This window comes from Rhabdaerophilum sp. (genome assembly GCF_046092605.1).
GTDB lineage: Bacteria > Pseudomonadota > Alphaproteobacteria > Rhizobiales > Beijerinckiaceae > Rhabdaerophilum.
In genome coordinates this window covers 1-14,154 of the sequence record NZ_JBJTDY010000043.1, presented here as the reverse complement: position 1 = coordinate 14,154, position 14,154 = coordinate 1, and the positions used below count along the sequence as shown (strand labels likewise).

Below are 14,154 nucleotides of genomic sequence, written 5' to 3'. Positions count from 1 at the left end.
TCGAGGTGGAACTTCGCGAGAATGTCGTAATTGCCGGCCGTGGAATAGATTTCGGAAGCGATTTCGGCATCGGCGAGGGCGGTCGCGACCTCGTAGGTCTTGCCGAGCCTGCATTTGATCTGCACAAAAAATGTCTGCATTTTTTGTTGTTCTTTCCTTGTCGCTGCGCGACGTCCGGGCTGGCCGCCCGGCGGCCCTTGGCCTTTGCCAGCGCATAAACTCGTTCGCCTTGCCGCCGCGTCATGGCCGGGTTGAGCCCGGCCATCCACGACTTCCTAGCCGCTTGGTGCGCCAGAATAAAGACATGGATGGCCGAAACAAGTCTGGCCATGCCGGACCGGCGGAATTACTCCACGATGATCTCGAAATCGCGGTTCACACCGCCTTCCACCTTCATCTGGCCCTTGTATTCGCGGTCATTGTGCCGCGCGGTGACGGTGTAGGCGCCCTCGGCGATATCGACATTCGGGAAGGCACCGGCGGCCTCGGCGACAATGTCGCCGCCGGGGGTCTCGATGGTCCATTGCGTGCCGGCCAAAGCTGCCCCGCCTATGGCGCGCACGAGCTTGAGCGTCATGGTCGCGGCGCGATGGTTGACGGCCGCTTCCGTCACCTTGCCGGTCTCGATCTTCACATCCGAGCGCACCACCGAATTCGTGCCGGTATAGGTCGAGACGAGGTGATAGGTGCCCTCGGGCAGGCGCAGCACCGCGCCGGGGCGCAGCACGTTGGTGACCAGCCGCCCCTCGGAATTGTTCGCGGTGGGGATGAACAGGCGAAGCGCCTGCCGCGCCGGCGGCATGGGCCGCTCCGGCCCGCCGATATGGCCCGAGACGACGAGCGCGCCCGCATTGATAGGAATGACCGCGGCGGTGCCGATCTCCGTGACCGTGACCGAGCGGATGGCGGTGGCAAGCCCATGGCTGGCATGCACGGCATACTCTCCGGGTGGAAGCGAGAAATTCGGGCGGATCTCAGCGCTCTGCTGCACGAGCTGCGCATCGGTGCCGCGCACGGAATAGACGCGCCAGATGAGTTCCTCGCGGATCTCCGGCCCGCGCTCGCCGAATGTCGCTCGCAGGGTGAGCAGGCCGCTGCGTTGGGCGAAGGCCGTCGGGACGAGGTTTGGCAGGGCAAGGCTGGCTAGGCCGAGGGCCAGCAGCGCGCGCCGGCTCGCACCGCTGCGCGAGCCGCGAGGCCTGAGGCATGATTCGCGCAACCGGGCTTGCATCATCGCGCCTCTTTCGCCGAAAAGCAGTATCCACGCAACCGCATGTGACTTCACGCGGAAGGCCCGTGACGGCCAAAACTGGCACGCGCATGGCGCGGGGGTGGCGGGCTTCGGGTTTGCGCCAGGCAATGGCAGGGGAGAAGGGCATGTTCTACGAACCGCGTTTGAGGAATCACGGCCTCTCGCATGATCCGCTGAAGGCCCTGGTAGCTCCCCGTCCGATCGGCTGGGTGTCCACGCGCGGGGCGGATGGCGCGATCAACCTCGCCCCCTATTCCTTCTTCAACATGGTGGGAGAGCGGCCGCCGCTGGTGATGTTTTCCTCGGATGGCCGGAAGGATTCGCTGCAGAATGTCGAGGAGACTGGCGAATTCGTCTGCAACATCGTCACGCTGGATTTCCTGCACCCGATGAATGCAAGCTCGGCGAATTATCCGCGCGGGGTGAACGAATTCGAGAAGGCGGGCCTCGGCATGGAAGCCTCCCGGCTCGTGAAGCCGCCACGCGTGAAGGGCATCGCAGCCGCCCTTGAATGCAAGATGACCGAGATCCTTCCGCTTTCGGGCGTGGATGCCGTGCCGGGTCCCTACACCATGGTCATCGGTGAGGTGCTTGGCGTTTTCGTCGATGAAAGGATCCTGAGGGATGGCCGGGTGGATGCCGGCAATCTCGCGCTGCTCGCGCGGCTCGGATACATGGACTACACCAGCGTGGAGCGGGTTTTCGAGCTCGCGCGGCCCGTTCTCACCTGAGAAATCGACCGGCGTCCCGTTCCGGCACAGGAGGGGGGGCTGCGGGCTTAAACGGCAGTTTACCATGATCGTCAAAAGTGGCGCCTGACGAAAAGGGTGCGCGAAAGGCCTCGCGCGTTCGATTCGGGGAGCCTTTGCATCATGTTTCTCTTCACCACGCCCACTTCCACGCCAGAGCCCGGCGCCAAGACGACGGGTCATCCCGTCGCGCGCGTCGTGCAGCAGGCGGCGGATTCCACCGGCACTTCCTTCGATTACCTGATGCGCACCGCCAAGCGGGAATCGGGTTTCAACCCGGCTGCGAAGGCGCAGAGCTCGTCGGCGACCGGCCTTTTCCAGTTCATCGAGCAGACCTGGCTGGGGCTTGTGAAACGCGAGGGACCGACTCTCGGCCTCGCCAACGAGGCTGAGGCAATCCAGCAGGATCGCTGGGGCCGTTACATGGTCAACGATGCCAATACCCGCAAGCAAATCCTCGATCTGCGCAAGGACCCGGCCCTGTCCTCGACGCTCGCGGGCATTTTCACCCAGAAGAACCGCGAGACCCTGAAGGAGCATCTTTCACGCGAGCCGAACCAGGCCGAACTCTACATGGCGCATTTCCTTGGCGCGCAGGGCGCGGCGGAGCTGATCTCCCGGGCGCAATCGACGCCGGAACAATCGGCGTCCAAGGCCTTCCCGGACGCGGCTTCCGCCAATCGCTCGATCTTCTATGATGGCAGGGGCCGGGCGCGTTCCGTGCGCGAGGTCTATGCCCGGCTCTCGTCCTTCCATGTCGCCGAGGATGCGACCGCCTTGCAGGCCGCCGCCACGGAGGCTCTGCCCGCGGCCGGCTCAGTGCCCGTGCAAACCCAACTCGTGCGCGGCGGCTCGGGTTCCATTCCGCGCCTTACGACGGTTACCGGGCAGGCGCGCGCGCACAATTCGATGCATGGCCTTTTCCGGGCCGGCGGTGAATCCGATGGCGCGCAGAATCTGCGCAAGACCTGGCTTCACGTGGCCGAGGCCCGCCTCAACCGCGATGCGCCCTCCTTCTTCCCGCGCGCCAGCACGCCCGTCGCGCAACTCGCGGCCCTCAATGCCGAGACGGTCAAGGCCCCTGCGAGCGATGTCGCCGAGGCCCCGGCCACGGTGGCTGGCGCGGCGCCGCCGGGCATCGAGGCACCGGATCTGCCGGTGCCGCCGCGCCGGGGCGAGGGGCTCGCGGCGCACCGCTTTCCACTCGATCTGACCAAGTTTAGTGCGCGCAAGACGCGGTGAGGTGAAGACATGTTGGTAACGTCATTTCTCGCCTGGATCGACCGTGCCGCCCCGAAGGAGCGGGCCGAGGCGACCGATCTGCTGGCACGGGCCTATCTCAACCGGACGCTCGGCGAGGAAACCCCGGAAGCCGCCGAGGCAGCGCTGACGCTGGTGCTGGATGATCCTGCCAAGAGCGTGCGGCGTGCTCTGGCCTGCGCTCTGGCCGACCATTGGCAGGCCCCGCGCCATATCGTTCTGGCGCTGGCTGCGGACCAGCCGGAGGTCGGAGCACCGCTTCTCGCACGGTCGCCCGTCCTGCAGGAGGCCGATCTCATTGATCTCGCGGCCCATGCCGAGCCGAAGGCGCTTCTGGCCATGGCGCTCCGCCCGATCGTGACCGAGCGCAGCGCGCATGCCATCGTGATGCGCGCCGAACGCGAATCCTGCCTGGCGCTGGCACGCAACCCGCATGCCCAGATCGGCGATGGCGACCTGCTGGCGATCGCCATGCAGTTTGGCAAGGATGGCAAGTTGCGGGATGCGCTGCTGGAACGCCACCACGTGCCTCCGGCCGTGCGCCACCAGCTCATGATCGCGCTGAACGACAGCCTGCAGTCCTTAGCGGGCGAGGGCGGTTTCCTGGCCGCTGACAAGAACCGTCGCATGGTTGAGGAGGCGCTGCTGCTGGGCACCATCTCCATCGCCACCCAGGCGCGTCATCACCTTCCGCAATTCGTGCGATACCTGCGCGAGCAGCAGAAGCTGACGCCCGGCCTGCTGCTGCGTTCCGTGCTTGGCGGAGATATCGCGCTGCTCACCGAAGCGCTGGCCGATCTCACCGGCATGACCTCCGGCCGCGTCGCCGGGCTGATGCGCGGCCGATCCGATGCCACGCTCTTGGCCCTGTTCCGGCGGGCGGGCCTGCCATCCTTCCTCGAGCAGCCGCTGATCGCTGCCGTTCGGGCCGCGCAGGAACTCGGCGCGCCCGAAGCCGATGGCGGTCTCTCCTTGCCGGTGATCCGCGCTGCACAGAGCGTCTGCCTGTCGATGGAGGGTGGCGAGGAGGTGCGGTTGCTGGCGCTGCTGCGCCGCTATGAGGCCGAGGCGGCTCGGCTGCAATCCCGCCGCCTCGCGGAGGATCTGCGCGCTCAGGCGCAGAGCGATTTCCCGCAACACAGGCTTACCGTCGAACGGACGCATCAGCTTGCGGTTCTTGGTGCGGATGACGAGGTGATCGATCTCGCCGAGAAGGCTGTCAACCCTGCGGAGCCGGCCTTGGCCGCGCCGGCAAAAGACGAGATACCGGACCTCAGGACCGTGATCAACGAATGGCAGCGCGAGCGCGATTCCCGCCTGCGTGCCGTATTCGAGCGTCCGGCCGACCCCGCCAACGGCTCCGCACCTTTCCCCGAATGGGATATCCGCCGCAACGTCGCCTGAGCGCGTCGGACGGGAAAGCCGGGCGCGAAGCCCGGCTCTTGCGGTATGGTGTCGCGGAAAGTCAGCGCCCGCGCGCCATTTTCTGCTCTTCGGCTATCGCATTGGCGCGGGCTTCCACCATCCGGTCGATCGTCTTCTTGAGGGTGTGGATGATCTGGACCGCGACCGGATTGGCGTAATCGCGGACCTGGCTGCGATAAATCGCGCGCACCGCATCCACATGATGGGCAATGAGGGGGGTGGGCAGGTAATCCGGCTCGATCTTGTCGAGGAGCTTGGCGAGGCTGCCGGCGACTTCCCCGGCCAGCGGATAGCCGAACGCCGCCGCCTGGCCGCGAATGTCATGCGCGGCGCGGAACAGGTTCGTGATGTCGCGCTCGCCCGGACCCTTGCTGCGATAATCGTCGAAGGCCGCGACAAGGCGGTTTATCTCGTCGCCCATCCAGTTCTGGAAATCACCCGAGAGGTCCTTCATCGCGCTTTCGGCCGCGGCGATCGACAGATCATCCGCGCCGCTGGGATCGGCATTGTGCACCGCGGCCTTGGCGCGCAGCGCGCCGCTGACATGGATGACGCGGGTCGCGCCGAAATCCTGCTCGAAGGTGGTCGGCATGGTGCCTTCGGAAGCTTGGGGACGGGTCATGACGATGCTGATCCTTCAGGCCGACGGGCTCTTGAGGAGGTTCGCGGCAGCACCGCGCCCCTTGTAGGCCTCGGCCTTGACGAGGTGCCGGCGGTCCGGCCCGAAATAGTTATCGGTGCGGATGAAGGGGCGCGGGTTGAGCACGACCTTCGCGATGCGCAGGTAGAGCCCCTTGGCGGAAATCGGCTTTGCGAGCATTTCCGAAACGCCGGCATCGCGCGCTTCGAACACGCGGCTGCGCTCGGGATAGCCGGTGATCATGATGATCGGCACGAAGGGGTTGGGGCTCCTATCCGGCTGGCGGATCATCTTGGTCAGTTCGATTCCATCGAAGACGGGCATCGACCAATCGGTGATCACGATATCGGGGAGATAAGTGGCGAAGGCTTCAAGCCCTGCCGCGCCGTCTTCCGCCTCGGTCACTTCGCGCGTGCCGAAGCCGTGCAGAAGGGAGCGGATGATGCGGCGCATGAAGCCGTTATCGTCGATGACGAGGAAGCGAAGTCGGCTGCAATCGACGCGGAACATGGCGGTACCGGTCGCGTCACGGGGTTCTCCCGGCGGGCATGGCCTGTGACGCGGAACTGCGGCCAACACCCGGCAATCGCTTCTGCGATCGTGGGGCGAGACTAAACGGGTTTCGTTAACACGAGTTGAAAATGCGCGATTCGATGAAAGGGCCGGTGCAACCCGGCGATGTGATCAGGCGTCGAACTGCTCGCGCAGGATGCGCTCGTCAAGGCCGTGCCCGGGGTCGTGCAGCATCACCAGCGTGACCGAGTGATCCATCTCGATCTCGATATTGCGCGCATCGCGGATCTCGACATGGTCTGCGACGGCTGAAACGGGACGCTTTTCCGGTTCCAGAACACGGATGCGCACGCGCACGCGATCCGGAAGCAATGCGCCGCGCCAGCGCCGGGGCCGGAAGGCGGAGATCGGCGTCAGCGCCATCAGCGGGGCAGAGAGAGGCAGGATCGGGCCATTGGCCGAGAGGTTGTAGGCAGTCGAGCCCGTGGGGGTCGCGAGCAGCAGGCCATCCGCGATCAATTCGGGCAGGCGCACGGTGCCATCGACCGTGATCTCGAGCTTGGCGGCCTGATGGGTCTGCCGCAGCAGCGAGACCTCATTGAAAGCGCGCGCGCGCGTCTGCGCGCCCTGCCCATCGCTCGCTACCATGTTGAGCGGATGCACGATCGAGCGCGTGGCCATGCGAATGCGCTCGATCAGGTCATCTTCCCGGAACTCGTTCATCAGGAAGCCGACCGAACCGCGATTCATGCCGTAGATCGGCTTTCCGGTGCCAAGGAAGCGGTGGAGCGTCTGCAGCATCATGCCATCGCCCCCGAGCGCCACGATCACATCGGCATCTTCCGGCTGACATTCGCCATAGAATCGGCGCAACCGCTGCAATGCGAGTTCCGCATCCGGCGCGCTGGAGGCGACAAACGCGAGGGCCGGCCTTGCCTTTCGCCACGGCTCGTGCGTGCTGGGGGAGGGGACGGGCTGCTGCAAGGCTGTCTCGCTCCGCAAGGGGGCATTGGGGCGTCTTCGGCCGTCTGGTCGCGCGCCGGCGTCACGGAACTGTGAAACGCGGATGGCACCCTTTGCAAGAGCTTCCGGCGCAATCGCCCTTGCCTCACCCCGGTCGCGGGCTTGATCGAGCTCCGGAAAGGCGACGGCGCCCGCGAGGGGCGCCATCCGTTTCCATTGCGCGGATTGCGCTCAGAGCACGCTCGACCACGGCGCCGGCACCAGCCGGTAGCCCGCGCCTTCCCGGGCGATGAAGCCGGTCGAGGGGAAGTTGCCATGGTAGAAGGAAACCTGGATCCTGTCGGTCGCCGCCATGTCGAGAATGCGCTTGCGGGTGGCAACCGCCTTTTCCGCATCCATGTCGAACATCACGCGCCATTCCGGGTTCCGCGCGAAAAGCAGCGGCGTGTTTGTGATGTCGGCGACATAGATCAGGGTCTTGCCGCCCGAGGAGATCGCGAAGGCGGTGTGGCCCGGCGTGTGGCCTGAAGCCTCGACGGCGGTGATGCCGGTGACAACTTCCTGGCCCCATGCGAAGCGCTTCACGTCCTTGGCATTCGGCTTCAGCACGCGATGCACGCCCGCGAAGGCCCCCTTCATCGCATCGGGCGCTGCGGCCATGCGGGCATCGTCCATCCAGAAGGCCCACTCGCTCTCCGGCGCCATGATCTCGGCATTCGGATAGACAAGCTTGCCATCCTTCGCGCGCGCGCCTTGCAGGTGGTCGCCATGAAAATGGCTGAGCAGCACGACATCGATCTGCGACGGCTCGATGCCCAGCGACTTCAACTGCGCCACGGTGCGGCCATTGGTGGGGCCGCCACTATCCGCAAAGCCCGTATCGATCAGCGCGAGTTTCGAGCCGTTATTCACGAGCAGGGTAGTGAAGGAGATGTTCAGCGTGTCGGTGGGAAGGAAGTTCTCCGCCAGCACGGCCTGAACATCCTTGAGTTCGGCGTTGCGCACGAAGCTCGCATCGAGCGGGCGCGCGGCGATGCCATCATGCAGCGCCGTCACCTCGATGGCGCCGACCTTGAAGCGGAATGTGGCGGCGCTCGGGGTGCCGGCGAGCGGGGCGGCCGCCTGCGCCGTTCCAAGACCACCGGGAAGGGACCCGGCGCCGCCCAGCCATGCCGCACCGAAGCCGGCCCCCGCGGCGAGAATTTGCCTGCGCTGCAAAGACATTCCGTTTCTCCCTTTTGGCGTCCTGCGCACCATGGCGCGTCGCTTGTCTGATCCTGGATACATCGTGCACCAGCGCATCATCGCCAGCGCCGGGAGACCCATTCCATCTTGCGTTTTTTCATGATCACATCGGCGTGAATGCGATCAATCCACGTTTCCGGCAGAGGCAGTTTGCCCTCACTTTGCACATTGGCAAGGAAAATGCGCGGCGCTTCACCATTCCTCAAGGTTTGGGTGCAAGTTTCGGACACATTAACCATGCCATATCCCAGCCGGACGAGAATCGTCATGAAGTTTCCACTTCCCCGCTTTTCCATGCAGGGCTTGTCCTTCCGCCGCATTTTTTCTTCCGTCAGGTGGAAAATCGCCGTCATCGCGATCGGCCCGGTCGTGGGCGTCTCCCTGACGATCGGCCTCGGCCGATATGCGGAGCACCAGCGCCGCGATGCGGAGCAGGCCTTCACGCGGGCGCAAGCTGAACTGCAGGAGGTGGAGAGCCTTGTCGGGAGCCTGAGCATCCTGCAGAGTCAGGCTTCGAGCTTCCTCGATGATCGCTCCGTGCGCGTCCAGGGCGAAATCCTCTACGGCCTGAATGTCGCGCGCGAGATCATCACCAGGATGAAGAACAGCTCGGACGAGCGCATGCGCGAGGCGGCGACCAATGCCGAGGCGCGCCTCAACGCGCTCGGCCGCTCCTTGAACGCGCTGCGCGATGCCGTGATCAAGGTCGGCCGCTCCGCGACCGATGGCCTGACGGAAGATCTCGACCGCACCACGGAAATCCTCGGTGTCGTGTTCCAGGGCTCGAAGGCGAATGACGAGCGTTTCAGCATGGCCGCGCAGGCTTTTTCCGAGCTGTTGGGCGTGGAAATGCGCTATCGCTGGAAACGCGACGAAATGCTGGCCCCTCGCCTTGATTTCCTGCGTTCGAGCCTTGTGGGCCTGCTGGAGCGTTCCGAATGGGACAGGAAGCAGGCCGAGATGCTCATCGAGAACCTGAGGCAGCAGGGCGAGACCTTCGCAGCCTGGCGTGACGCCGTCGCGGCAGAGCGCGCCGCGCGCGACGAGGCCGTGACCCATGCCCGCCGCATGCTGGCGGCCACCGCCGCCTTGCGTGAGCACGCCGAGGCCCGCATGGTCGATGCGCGCGCCCGCAGCTCCGATGCCATCCGCATGGCCGAACAGTTCGCCTGGGGTTCGGCCGTGCTGGCCGCATTGATCTGCATCGCCCTCGTGCTGCTGGTCGGTCGCTCGCTGAGCAATGCGCTGTCTCATCTCGCCGAAGTGATGCGCAAGGTGGCCGATGGCGATACCGGCGTTGCGATTCCCTTCGAGAAGCGCTCCGACGAGATTGGCGGCATGGCCCGTGCGCTCAGGGTGTTCCGCGAATCGATCATCGAGCGCGAGCGCCTCGCGGCCGCCGCCGAGCAGGAAGCGCGCGACCGCCTGCGCCGTGCCGAGAAGGTGGAGCAGTCCGTCACCGCCTTTGGCAATGCGATGGACCGCGCGCTCAAGACCCTCCATGGGGCGTCTGACGCCATGCGGCATGCCTCGCAGGCCCTGGAAGCCGATTCGAACGCGCTGACCACCCAGACGCAGGTGGCCGAGAAGGCCACGGGCTCGGCCTCTCGCGAGGTCTCGTCGGTAGCCGTTGCGACCGAGCAGCTCTCGAAATCGGTGGATGATGTGTCCCGCCAGGCCGTGCGCTCCACGGAAGTGGCGAACCGCGCGGTCCAGCAATCCGAGCATGCGACCTCGATGATGACGGAGCTCGCCCGCGAGGCCGAGCGCATCGGCGACGTGGTCGAGCTCATCCGCACCATCGCCGGCCAGACCAACCTGCTGGCGCTCAACGCCACGATCGAGGCGGCGCGCGCGGGCGAGGCGGGCCGCGGTTTCGCGGTGGTCGCATCGGAGGTGAAATCGCTTGCTGGCCAGACTGCGAAGGCGACCGAGGAGATCGTCAACAAGATCACCTCGATCCAGTCGGCCTCGTCAGATGTCTCGAACGCCATCGGTCTCATCGGGGGCATTCTCTCGGAGATGTCCTCCATCGCGGCCTCGGTGGCGGCGGCGGTGGAAGAGCAGTCGAGCGCGCTCGGCACGATCTCCGGCAACGTCAAAGAGGCGGCCCGCTCCTCGACGGAAGGCGTGACCGCGATCAAGGACGCGGAGAGCCGCGCGGTCTCCTCGCGCGCGACCGCCGGAGACGTGGCCCGGGCCGCAACGAACATCTCGGAGGAGGCGGATGCGCTGGAGGGCGTGGTCTCGACCTTCCTCGACGAAGTGCGGGCGGCATAGCGCCCCGCATTCTCAGTGGGAAAAGCGCGCGGGTTCTGGCTCCCGCGCGTTTTTCGTTTCAGCCGTTGGTTCTTCGCGTTTTTATGACGAGAACGGGTATCCGCTTCGCTTCAGACTGCTCCAGCGTGGAAACTGCTGCCTCTAACCTGAAAACAGCAGGTCCTGGGTCATTTCCGGAACGGCGGAGAGGGATTTCAGGGCCTCCTTCAGCGCTTCCCGCTGCTCCGGGCCGAGGCTCGAGACCTCGACCCGGCTCGAAGGCGGCTGCCCCTTCGCGATATCCGCGAGTTGCTGGTCGAGAATGCATTCCATCAGCACGGCCTGCGCACGCTGCATCGCGGAAAGATCGCTATCCGCGCCGATCTTTCCCGCGCGCAGGGCCGCGAGCCGCTCCGCCGTGTTGCGGGCCGGAATGCCATGGCTCAGCGCGAGGCAGCGCGCCGAAGCGACGATGGGGAACAGCCCGCCCTTCTTGAGATCGATCCGGCCATCCTCCTCCGTGCGGAAACGGCCGAAAAGGCCCAGCGGCGGCGACCAATGGCCGAGCTGCTCTGCCAGCAGCTTCACCATCGCCCGCGAGCCATGGGCGCGGCTGCGCGCTTCCGAGGCAAGCGCTGCGGCAAGCCCGGCATCGCCATGGACCGCGCGGAAATCGTAGAAAATGTCGACCGCGAGGAGATCATCCGGCGTCGTGGTCTCGGTCCAGCTGCGGATGCGGTTCAACCAGGCTTCGGCATGGCCGTTCCACGCCGGGTTGCTGGCCATCACGCCGCCCTTGCAGAGCGGGATGCCGATTTCGTGAAGCAGCTCCGTCATCGCCACGCCATGGGCGAGGAACCAGGCCTCGTTCTCCGCCATGCCCGCATGGATGGTCGCATTGTCCTGGTCGGGCACGAGCAGGCTCTCTCCGCGTCCGGCCGAGCCAAGCACGAGGGTGGCATAGCAGGCCGGGGCGGGGCCCAGACCACGCGATTCCAGCTGCTTTTCGGCTTCCAGCGCGGATCTGCGGGTCAATGCGCCGATCTCGCGGCTGATGACGCCCGCGCAATCCGTGGCGCTCACGCCCTCCACGCGCAGCCGCGCGATCACGCCGGGCAGGCGCCCCCAGGCGCGGGCGAGATCGGCCGGCGTGTTGGCCGTATCGATCGCATCGCCGAGCGCAAGCGCGTCGGAGGCCCGGAGGCGCAGGAGATCGCGCGCGGAAAGCGCACCCACGAGCCGGCCCTCCTCATCCACCACGCCGAGATGGCGGATCTGCCGCCGCTCCATGCGGCCGATGGCGCGATAGATGAAGGCCTCGGCCGGCACCGTGAGGAGCGGGCGCGTCGCGATAATCGAGAGGGGTTTCGCAAGCGTGGCCGGGCCGTTGGTGCCGATCTGGCGGATGACGTCACGCTCCGTGACGATGCCCGTCTCGCCCCCCTCGAAGCCGACGAAGACCGAGGAGATGCCCTGTTTCGCCATGCGCTCTGTGGCGTCGCCGAGGGTCGCGGTCGAGGGCAGGATGACCGGCGAAAGGCTCGCAATCTCCTTCACGCGATGGCGGAAGGGGTAGGCGTCGATGCGGGCGAGCGCGCCTTCGCTCACGGTCGGGCGCACCGGCTCCACCCAGCCCGCGCGGGCATAGCCCTCCAGCGCATGGGTGAGCTGGCGGCAGGCGGCCTCGGCCTCGCCGAAGGTGCGGATGCTCTTCTCGCGCAAGGCGGGCAGCAGGGCGAGGAACAGCCGGGCGGTCAGCCTTGCATCGGCCAGCGCATCATGCCGACCGGTCACCGCCAGGCCGAGATGGCTCGCCAGCGCATCCAGCGTGAAACCGCCGAGGCGAGGAAAACAGAATTCCGCGAGCAGGCGCGTATCGAGCACGCGGTTGGCGGGGGGAGGCAGGCCGGCAAGCTTGCCCTCCCGCGCGAGGATCGCGAGATCGAAGCCGATATTGTGGCCGATGAGCACGGCCTCCCCGGCAAAGGCCCGGAAACCGGCATAGGCCTCGGGGAAGGCGGGGGCATCGGCCACATCGGAATCGCGGAGGCCGTGGATGGCCGAGGAAGCCGGCGGGATGGGCGCGCCGGGGTTCACCTTGATCTCGAACGGCGCATCCTCATCCGGATGGCCCGCGACGAGCCGCACCGCACCGATCTGCAGCAGACGGGCCTGCGCCGGGTCAAGTCCGGTCGTCTCGGTATCGAAGACGACGGCATCGAGCGCAAGCAGCGGATCATTCGTGATCAGGGCCGGCATGGCCTCAGCCTCCTCCCGTTGGCAAGAACCCGGCGCTGAGGCCGGTCATGTAAAAACGGTAGCGGCAACGCGCCCGAAGCGCCATGCGCTGGCGCAAGCTCAGCCATTGCCGCTGACAAGGCCCATGATGCTGGGGATCGTGATGAGGAAAATGGCACCGAGCCACAGGGCCATCGAGGTGGAATCGCTCTGCTGGCGTCCCGTGAGGCGCTCGAAAATCGCAACGGGAATCCCCGCGACCATCACGCTGCCCACCGCCACGATCAGCGAGGCGAGATAGAAGGTGATGACCGGTGAGGTGATGCCGTATTCCCGGAGGATCGGCCCGAAGGGAATGGCGACGAAGCTGAAATAGGGCGAGAAATGCATCCCGTTCAGCAGCGACAGGGACGCGATGCCCAGGATATAGCCATCCTGCTTCAGCAGCGCCTCGCGGCGTTCCATCTCCGACATCACTGCGCTCCCACTTGTGGCAGAAAGCCATACATCACCGCAAGAAGCAGCCAGCAGATGCGCAGGATGATCAGCCAGAAGACGGCGAAGATCATCACGAGGCCCGGCGCCACGATGCGCGGGGTGATGGCCTGCACGGCGTGGAGAACCGGGTCCGTCACCTGGCAGAAGACGCGCCAGATCACGAGTTCGCTCTGCGGCCGGAAAACGAGCGAGAGCAGGTATCGTCCCAGCAGCGTGTAGAGCAGGATCGAGAGCAGCATGTTCGGCCCGTTATAGAGCCAGAACGCGGCATTGGCGGACATGCGCGAAACCTCGTCATCATGCGGCAAGGGCGCCGCCTGGAGCCAGTTATGGGGTGTTGCGGGGTGAAGAAAAGGGGCGGGAGATCGCTCCCCCGCCCCGATTTTTTGCTTCTCCGATGGCGTCAGTGCGCCGCCACGAGGCCGCTCTTCTCTTCCATCAGGGTCTTGCCCTTCGGACGGCGGCAATCGTCGATGAACTGCTGGAGTTCCTTCGACGGGGCCGGCGTCATCAGCGACACCACAACCATCACGAGGAAGCCGACGGGCAGACCGAAGGCAGCCGAGGAGATGTTGTTGATGTTGAACCAGCCCACGCGGCTCTGGAGCGGATGCGTTGCCGCAACCGGCCCATCGAGCAGCGCCGGGTTCGAGAGCGCCGCCTTCATGGCATCCGCCGAGATGAGCGGAGCGCCCGTGACCGGGTTGAGGTTCGACACCATGCCGAAATACTCGACACCGACATGCGGCCAGTAGCGGGTGATGACGAGGTAGAACAACGTCACGAAAAAGCCCGCGAGCATGCCAGCAATCGCACCCTGCTTGGTCGTCCGCTTCCACCACACACCCAGGACGAGGGCAGGGAAGAGGCCACCGGCCGCAAGGCTGAACGCCCAGGCCACCATCGCGACGATGTCCGTTGGCCGCGTCGAGGCAGTCCAGGCCGCCAGCACCGCGACCACCACCAGCAGCGCGCGGCTGATGACGAGGCGCTGCTTGGTCGGCGCGTTCGGGTTGATCATCTTGTAGTAGATGTCATGCGACAGCGCGTTGGCGAGCGCGAGCAGCAGGCCATCCGCCGTGGAGAGCGCGGCGGCGAGACCGCCGGCGGCC

14 protein-coding genes and 1 pseudogene are annotated in these 14,154 nt (G+C 65.9%); 4 read left to right on the top strand and 11 right to left on the bottom strand.

Annotation, left to right across the window (positions count from 1 at the left end):
* Positions 1-140 (bottom strand): annotated as a pseudogene (locus ACKODO_RS03905) (Lrp/AsnC family transcriptional regulator); the annotation flags it as partial.
* A gap of 206 nt (positions 141-346) precedes the next feature.
* Entirely contained in the window at positions 347-1,234 is an 888-nt protein-coding gene (locus tag ACKODO_RS03900; protein WP_408982139.1) for a hypothetical protein, read from the bottom strand.
* A 143-nt stretch (positions 1,235-1,377) separates the two neighbouring features.
* Between ACKODO_RS03900 and ACKODO_RS03895 the strand changes: the two genes are divergently transcribed.
* The 3 genes from ACKODO_RS03895 to ACKODO_RS03885 all read left to right on the top strand — a co-directional run bounded on the left by ACKODO_RS03895 (position 1,378) and on the right by ACKODO_RS03885 (position 4,665).
* Positions 1,378-1,983 carry a flavin reductase family protein gene (locus tag ACKODO_RS03895; RefSeq protein ID WP_408982138.1) on the top strand — a complete coding sequence of 202 codons (606 nt, stop codon included), beginning with the start codon at positions 1,378-1,380 and terminating at the stop codon, positions 1,981-1,983.
* Positions 1,984-2,124: 141 nt separating this feature from the next.
* Positions 2,125-3,243 carry a transglycosylase SLT domain-containing protein gene (locus ACKODO_RS03890; RefSeq protein WP_408982137.1) on the top strand — a complete coding sequence of 373 codons (1,119 nt, stop codon included), beginning with the start codon at positions 2,125-2,127 and terminating at the stop codon, positions 3,241-3,243.
* Positions 3,244-3,252: 9 nt separating this feature from the next.
* Positions 3,253-4,665 carry a DUF2336 domain-containing protein gene (locus ACKODO_RS03885; protein ID WP_408982136.1) on the top strand — a complete coding sequence of 471 codons (1,413 nt, stop codon included), beginning with the start codon at positions 3,253-3,255 and terminating at the stop codon, positions 4,663-4,665.
* 61 nt (positions 4,666-4,726) lie between these two features.
* Here ACKODO_RS03885 and ACKODO_RS03880 read toward each other — a convergent pair whose 3' ends face one another.
* The 5 genes from ACKODO_RS03880 to ACKODO_RS03860 form a co-directional block, all read right to left on the bottom strand.
* Entirely contained in the window at positions 4,727-5,308 is a 582-nt protein-coding gene (locus ACKODO_RS03880) for an Hpt domain-containing protein (RefSeq protein ID WP_408982135.1), read from the bottom strand.
* A 15-nt stretch (positions 5,309-5,323) separates the two neighbouring features.
* The gene (locus ACKODO_RS03875; RefSeq protein WP_408982134.1) at positions 5,324-5,836 is read right to left on the bottom strand and encodes a response regulator; all 513 of its coding nucleotides are present in this window, start codon (positions 5,834-5,836) and stop codon (positions 5,324-5,326) included.
* A gap of 174 nt (positions 5,837-6,010) precedes the next feature.
* On the bottom strand, positions 6,011-6,823 hold the full coding sequence (locus ACKODO_RS03870) for an NAD kinase (protein ID WP_408982140.1): 813 nt from the start codon (positions 6,821-6,823) through the stop codon (positions 6,011-6,013).
* Positions 6,824-7,033: 210 nt separating this feature from the next.
* Complete coding sequence (locus ACKODO_RS03865) at positions 7,034-8,026, bottom strand: MBL fold metallo-hydrolase (RefSeq protein ID WP_408982133.1); 993 nt, start codon at positions 8,024-8,026, stop codon at positions 7,034-7,036.
* A 77-nt stretch (positions 8,027-8,103) separates the two neighbouring features.
* Positions 8,104-8,316 (bottom strand): hypothetical protein, encoded by a 213-nt coding sequence (locus ACKODO_RS03860; protein ID WP_408982132.1) that lies wholly within the window; start codon positions 8,314-8,316, stop codon positions 8,104-8,106.
* Here ACKODO_RS03860 and ACKODO_RS03855 point away from each other — a divergent pair.
* Complete coding sequence (locus ACKODO_RS03855) at positions 8,315-10,327, top strand: methyl-accepting chemotaxis protein (RefSeq protein ID WP_408982131.1); 2,013 nt, start codon at positions 8,315-8,317, stop codon at positions 10,325-10,327. The genes ACKODO_RS03860 and ACKODO_RS03855 overlap by 2 nt on opposite strands.
* Positions 10,328-10,468: 141 nt before the next feature.
* Here the strand turns inward: ACKODO_RS03855 and ACKODO_RS03850 are convergent, their stop codons facing one another.
* From ACKODO_RS03850 to ACKODO_RS03835, 4 genes are all read right to left on the bottom strand, one after another.
* On the bottom strand, positions 10,469-12,565 hold the full coding sequence (locus tag ACKODO_RS03850) for a putative nucleotidyltransferase substrate binding domain-containing protein (RefSeq protein WP_408982130.1): 2,097 nt from the start codon (positions 12,563-12,565) through the stop codon (positions 10,469-10,471).
* Between the two features lie 99 nt (positions 12,566-12,664).
* On the bottom strand, positions 12,665-13,018 hold the full coding sequence (locus ACKODO_RS03845; protein ID WP_408982129.1) for a hypothetical protein: 354 nt from the start codon (positions 13,016-13,018) through the stop codon (positions 12,665-12,667).
* The gene (locus ACKODO_RS03840) at positions 13,018-13,323 is read right to left on the bottom strand and encodes a hypothetical protein (RefSeq protein WP_408982128.1); all 306 of its coding nucleotides are present in this window, start codon (positions 13,321-13,323) and stop codon (positions 13,018-13,020) included. Before ACKODO_RS03840 ends, ACKODO_RS03845 begins: the two co-directional genes overlap by 1 nt.
* A 122-nt stretch (positions 13,324-13,445) precedes the next feature.
* On the bottom strand, positions 13,446-14,154 hold a 709-nt coding region (locus ACKODO_RS03835), incomplete at its 5' end, for a sodium:solute symporter family transporter (protein ID WP_408982127.1).

Bases quoted from the DNA above. Each gene is read 5' to 3' on its own strand.
- ACKODO_RS03885 (WP_408982136.1), top strand. From the start codon at position 3,253: ATGTTGGTAACGTCATTTCTCGCCTGGATCGACCGTGCCGCCCCGAAG.
- ACKODO_RS03890 (WP_408982137.1), top strand. From the start codon at position 2,125: ATGTTTCTCTTCACCACGCCCACTTCCACGCCAGAGCCCGGCGCCAAG.
- ACKODO_RS03875 (WP_408982134.1), bottom strand. From the start codon at position 5,836: ATGTTCCGCGTCGATTGCAGCCGACTTCGCTTCCTCGTCATCGACGAT.
- ACKODO_RS03860 (WP_408982132.1), bottom strand. From the start codon at position 8,316: ATGACGATTCTCGTCCGGCTGGGATATGGCATGGTTAATGTGTCCGAA.
- ACKODO_RS03855 (WP_408982131.1), top strand. From the start codon at position 8,315: ATGAAGTTTCCACTTCCCCGCTTTTCCATGCAGGGCTTGTCCTTCCGC.
- ACKODO_RS03840 (WP_408982128.1), bottom strand. From the start codon at position 13,323: ATGTCCGCCAATGCCGCGTTCTGGCTCTATAACGGGCCGAACATGCTG.
- ACKODO_RS03900 (WP_408982139.1), bottom strand. From the start codon at position 1,234: ATGATGCAAGCCCGGTTGCGCGAATCATGCCTCAGGCCTCGCGGCTCG.
- ACKODO_RS03845 (WP_408982129.1), bottom strand. From the start codon at position 13,018: ATGTCGGAGATGGAACGCCGCGAGGCGCTGCTGAAGCAGGATGGCTAT.
- ACKODO_RS03880 (WP_408982135.1), bottom strand. From the start codon at position 5,308: ATGACCCGTCCCCAAGCTTCCGAAGGCACCATGCCGACCACCTTCGAG.
- ACKODO_RS03895 (WP_408982138.1), top strand. From the start codon at position 1,378: ATGTTCTACGAACCGCGTTTGAGGAATCACGGCCTCTCGCATGATCCG.
- ACKODO_RS03850 (WP_408982130.1), bottom strand. From the start codon at position 12,565: ATGCCGGCCCTGATCACGAATGATCCGCTGCTTGCGCTCGATGCCGTC.
- ACKODO_RS03865 (WP_408982133.1), bottom strand. From the start codon at position 8,026: ATGTCTTTGCAGCGCAGGCAAATTCTCGCCGCGGGGGCCGGCTTCGGT.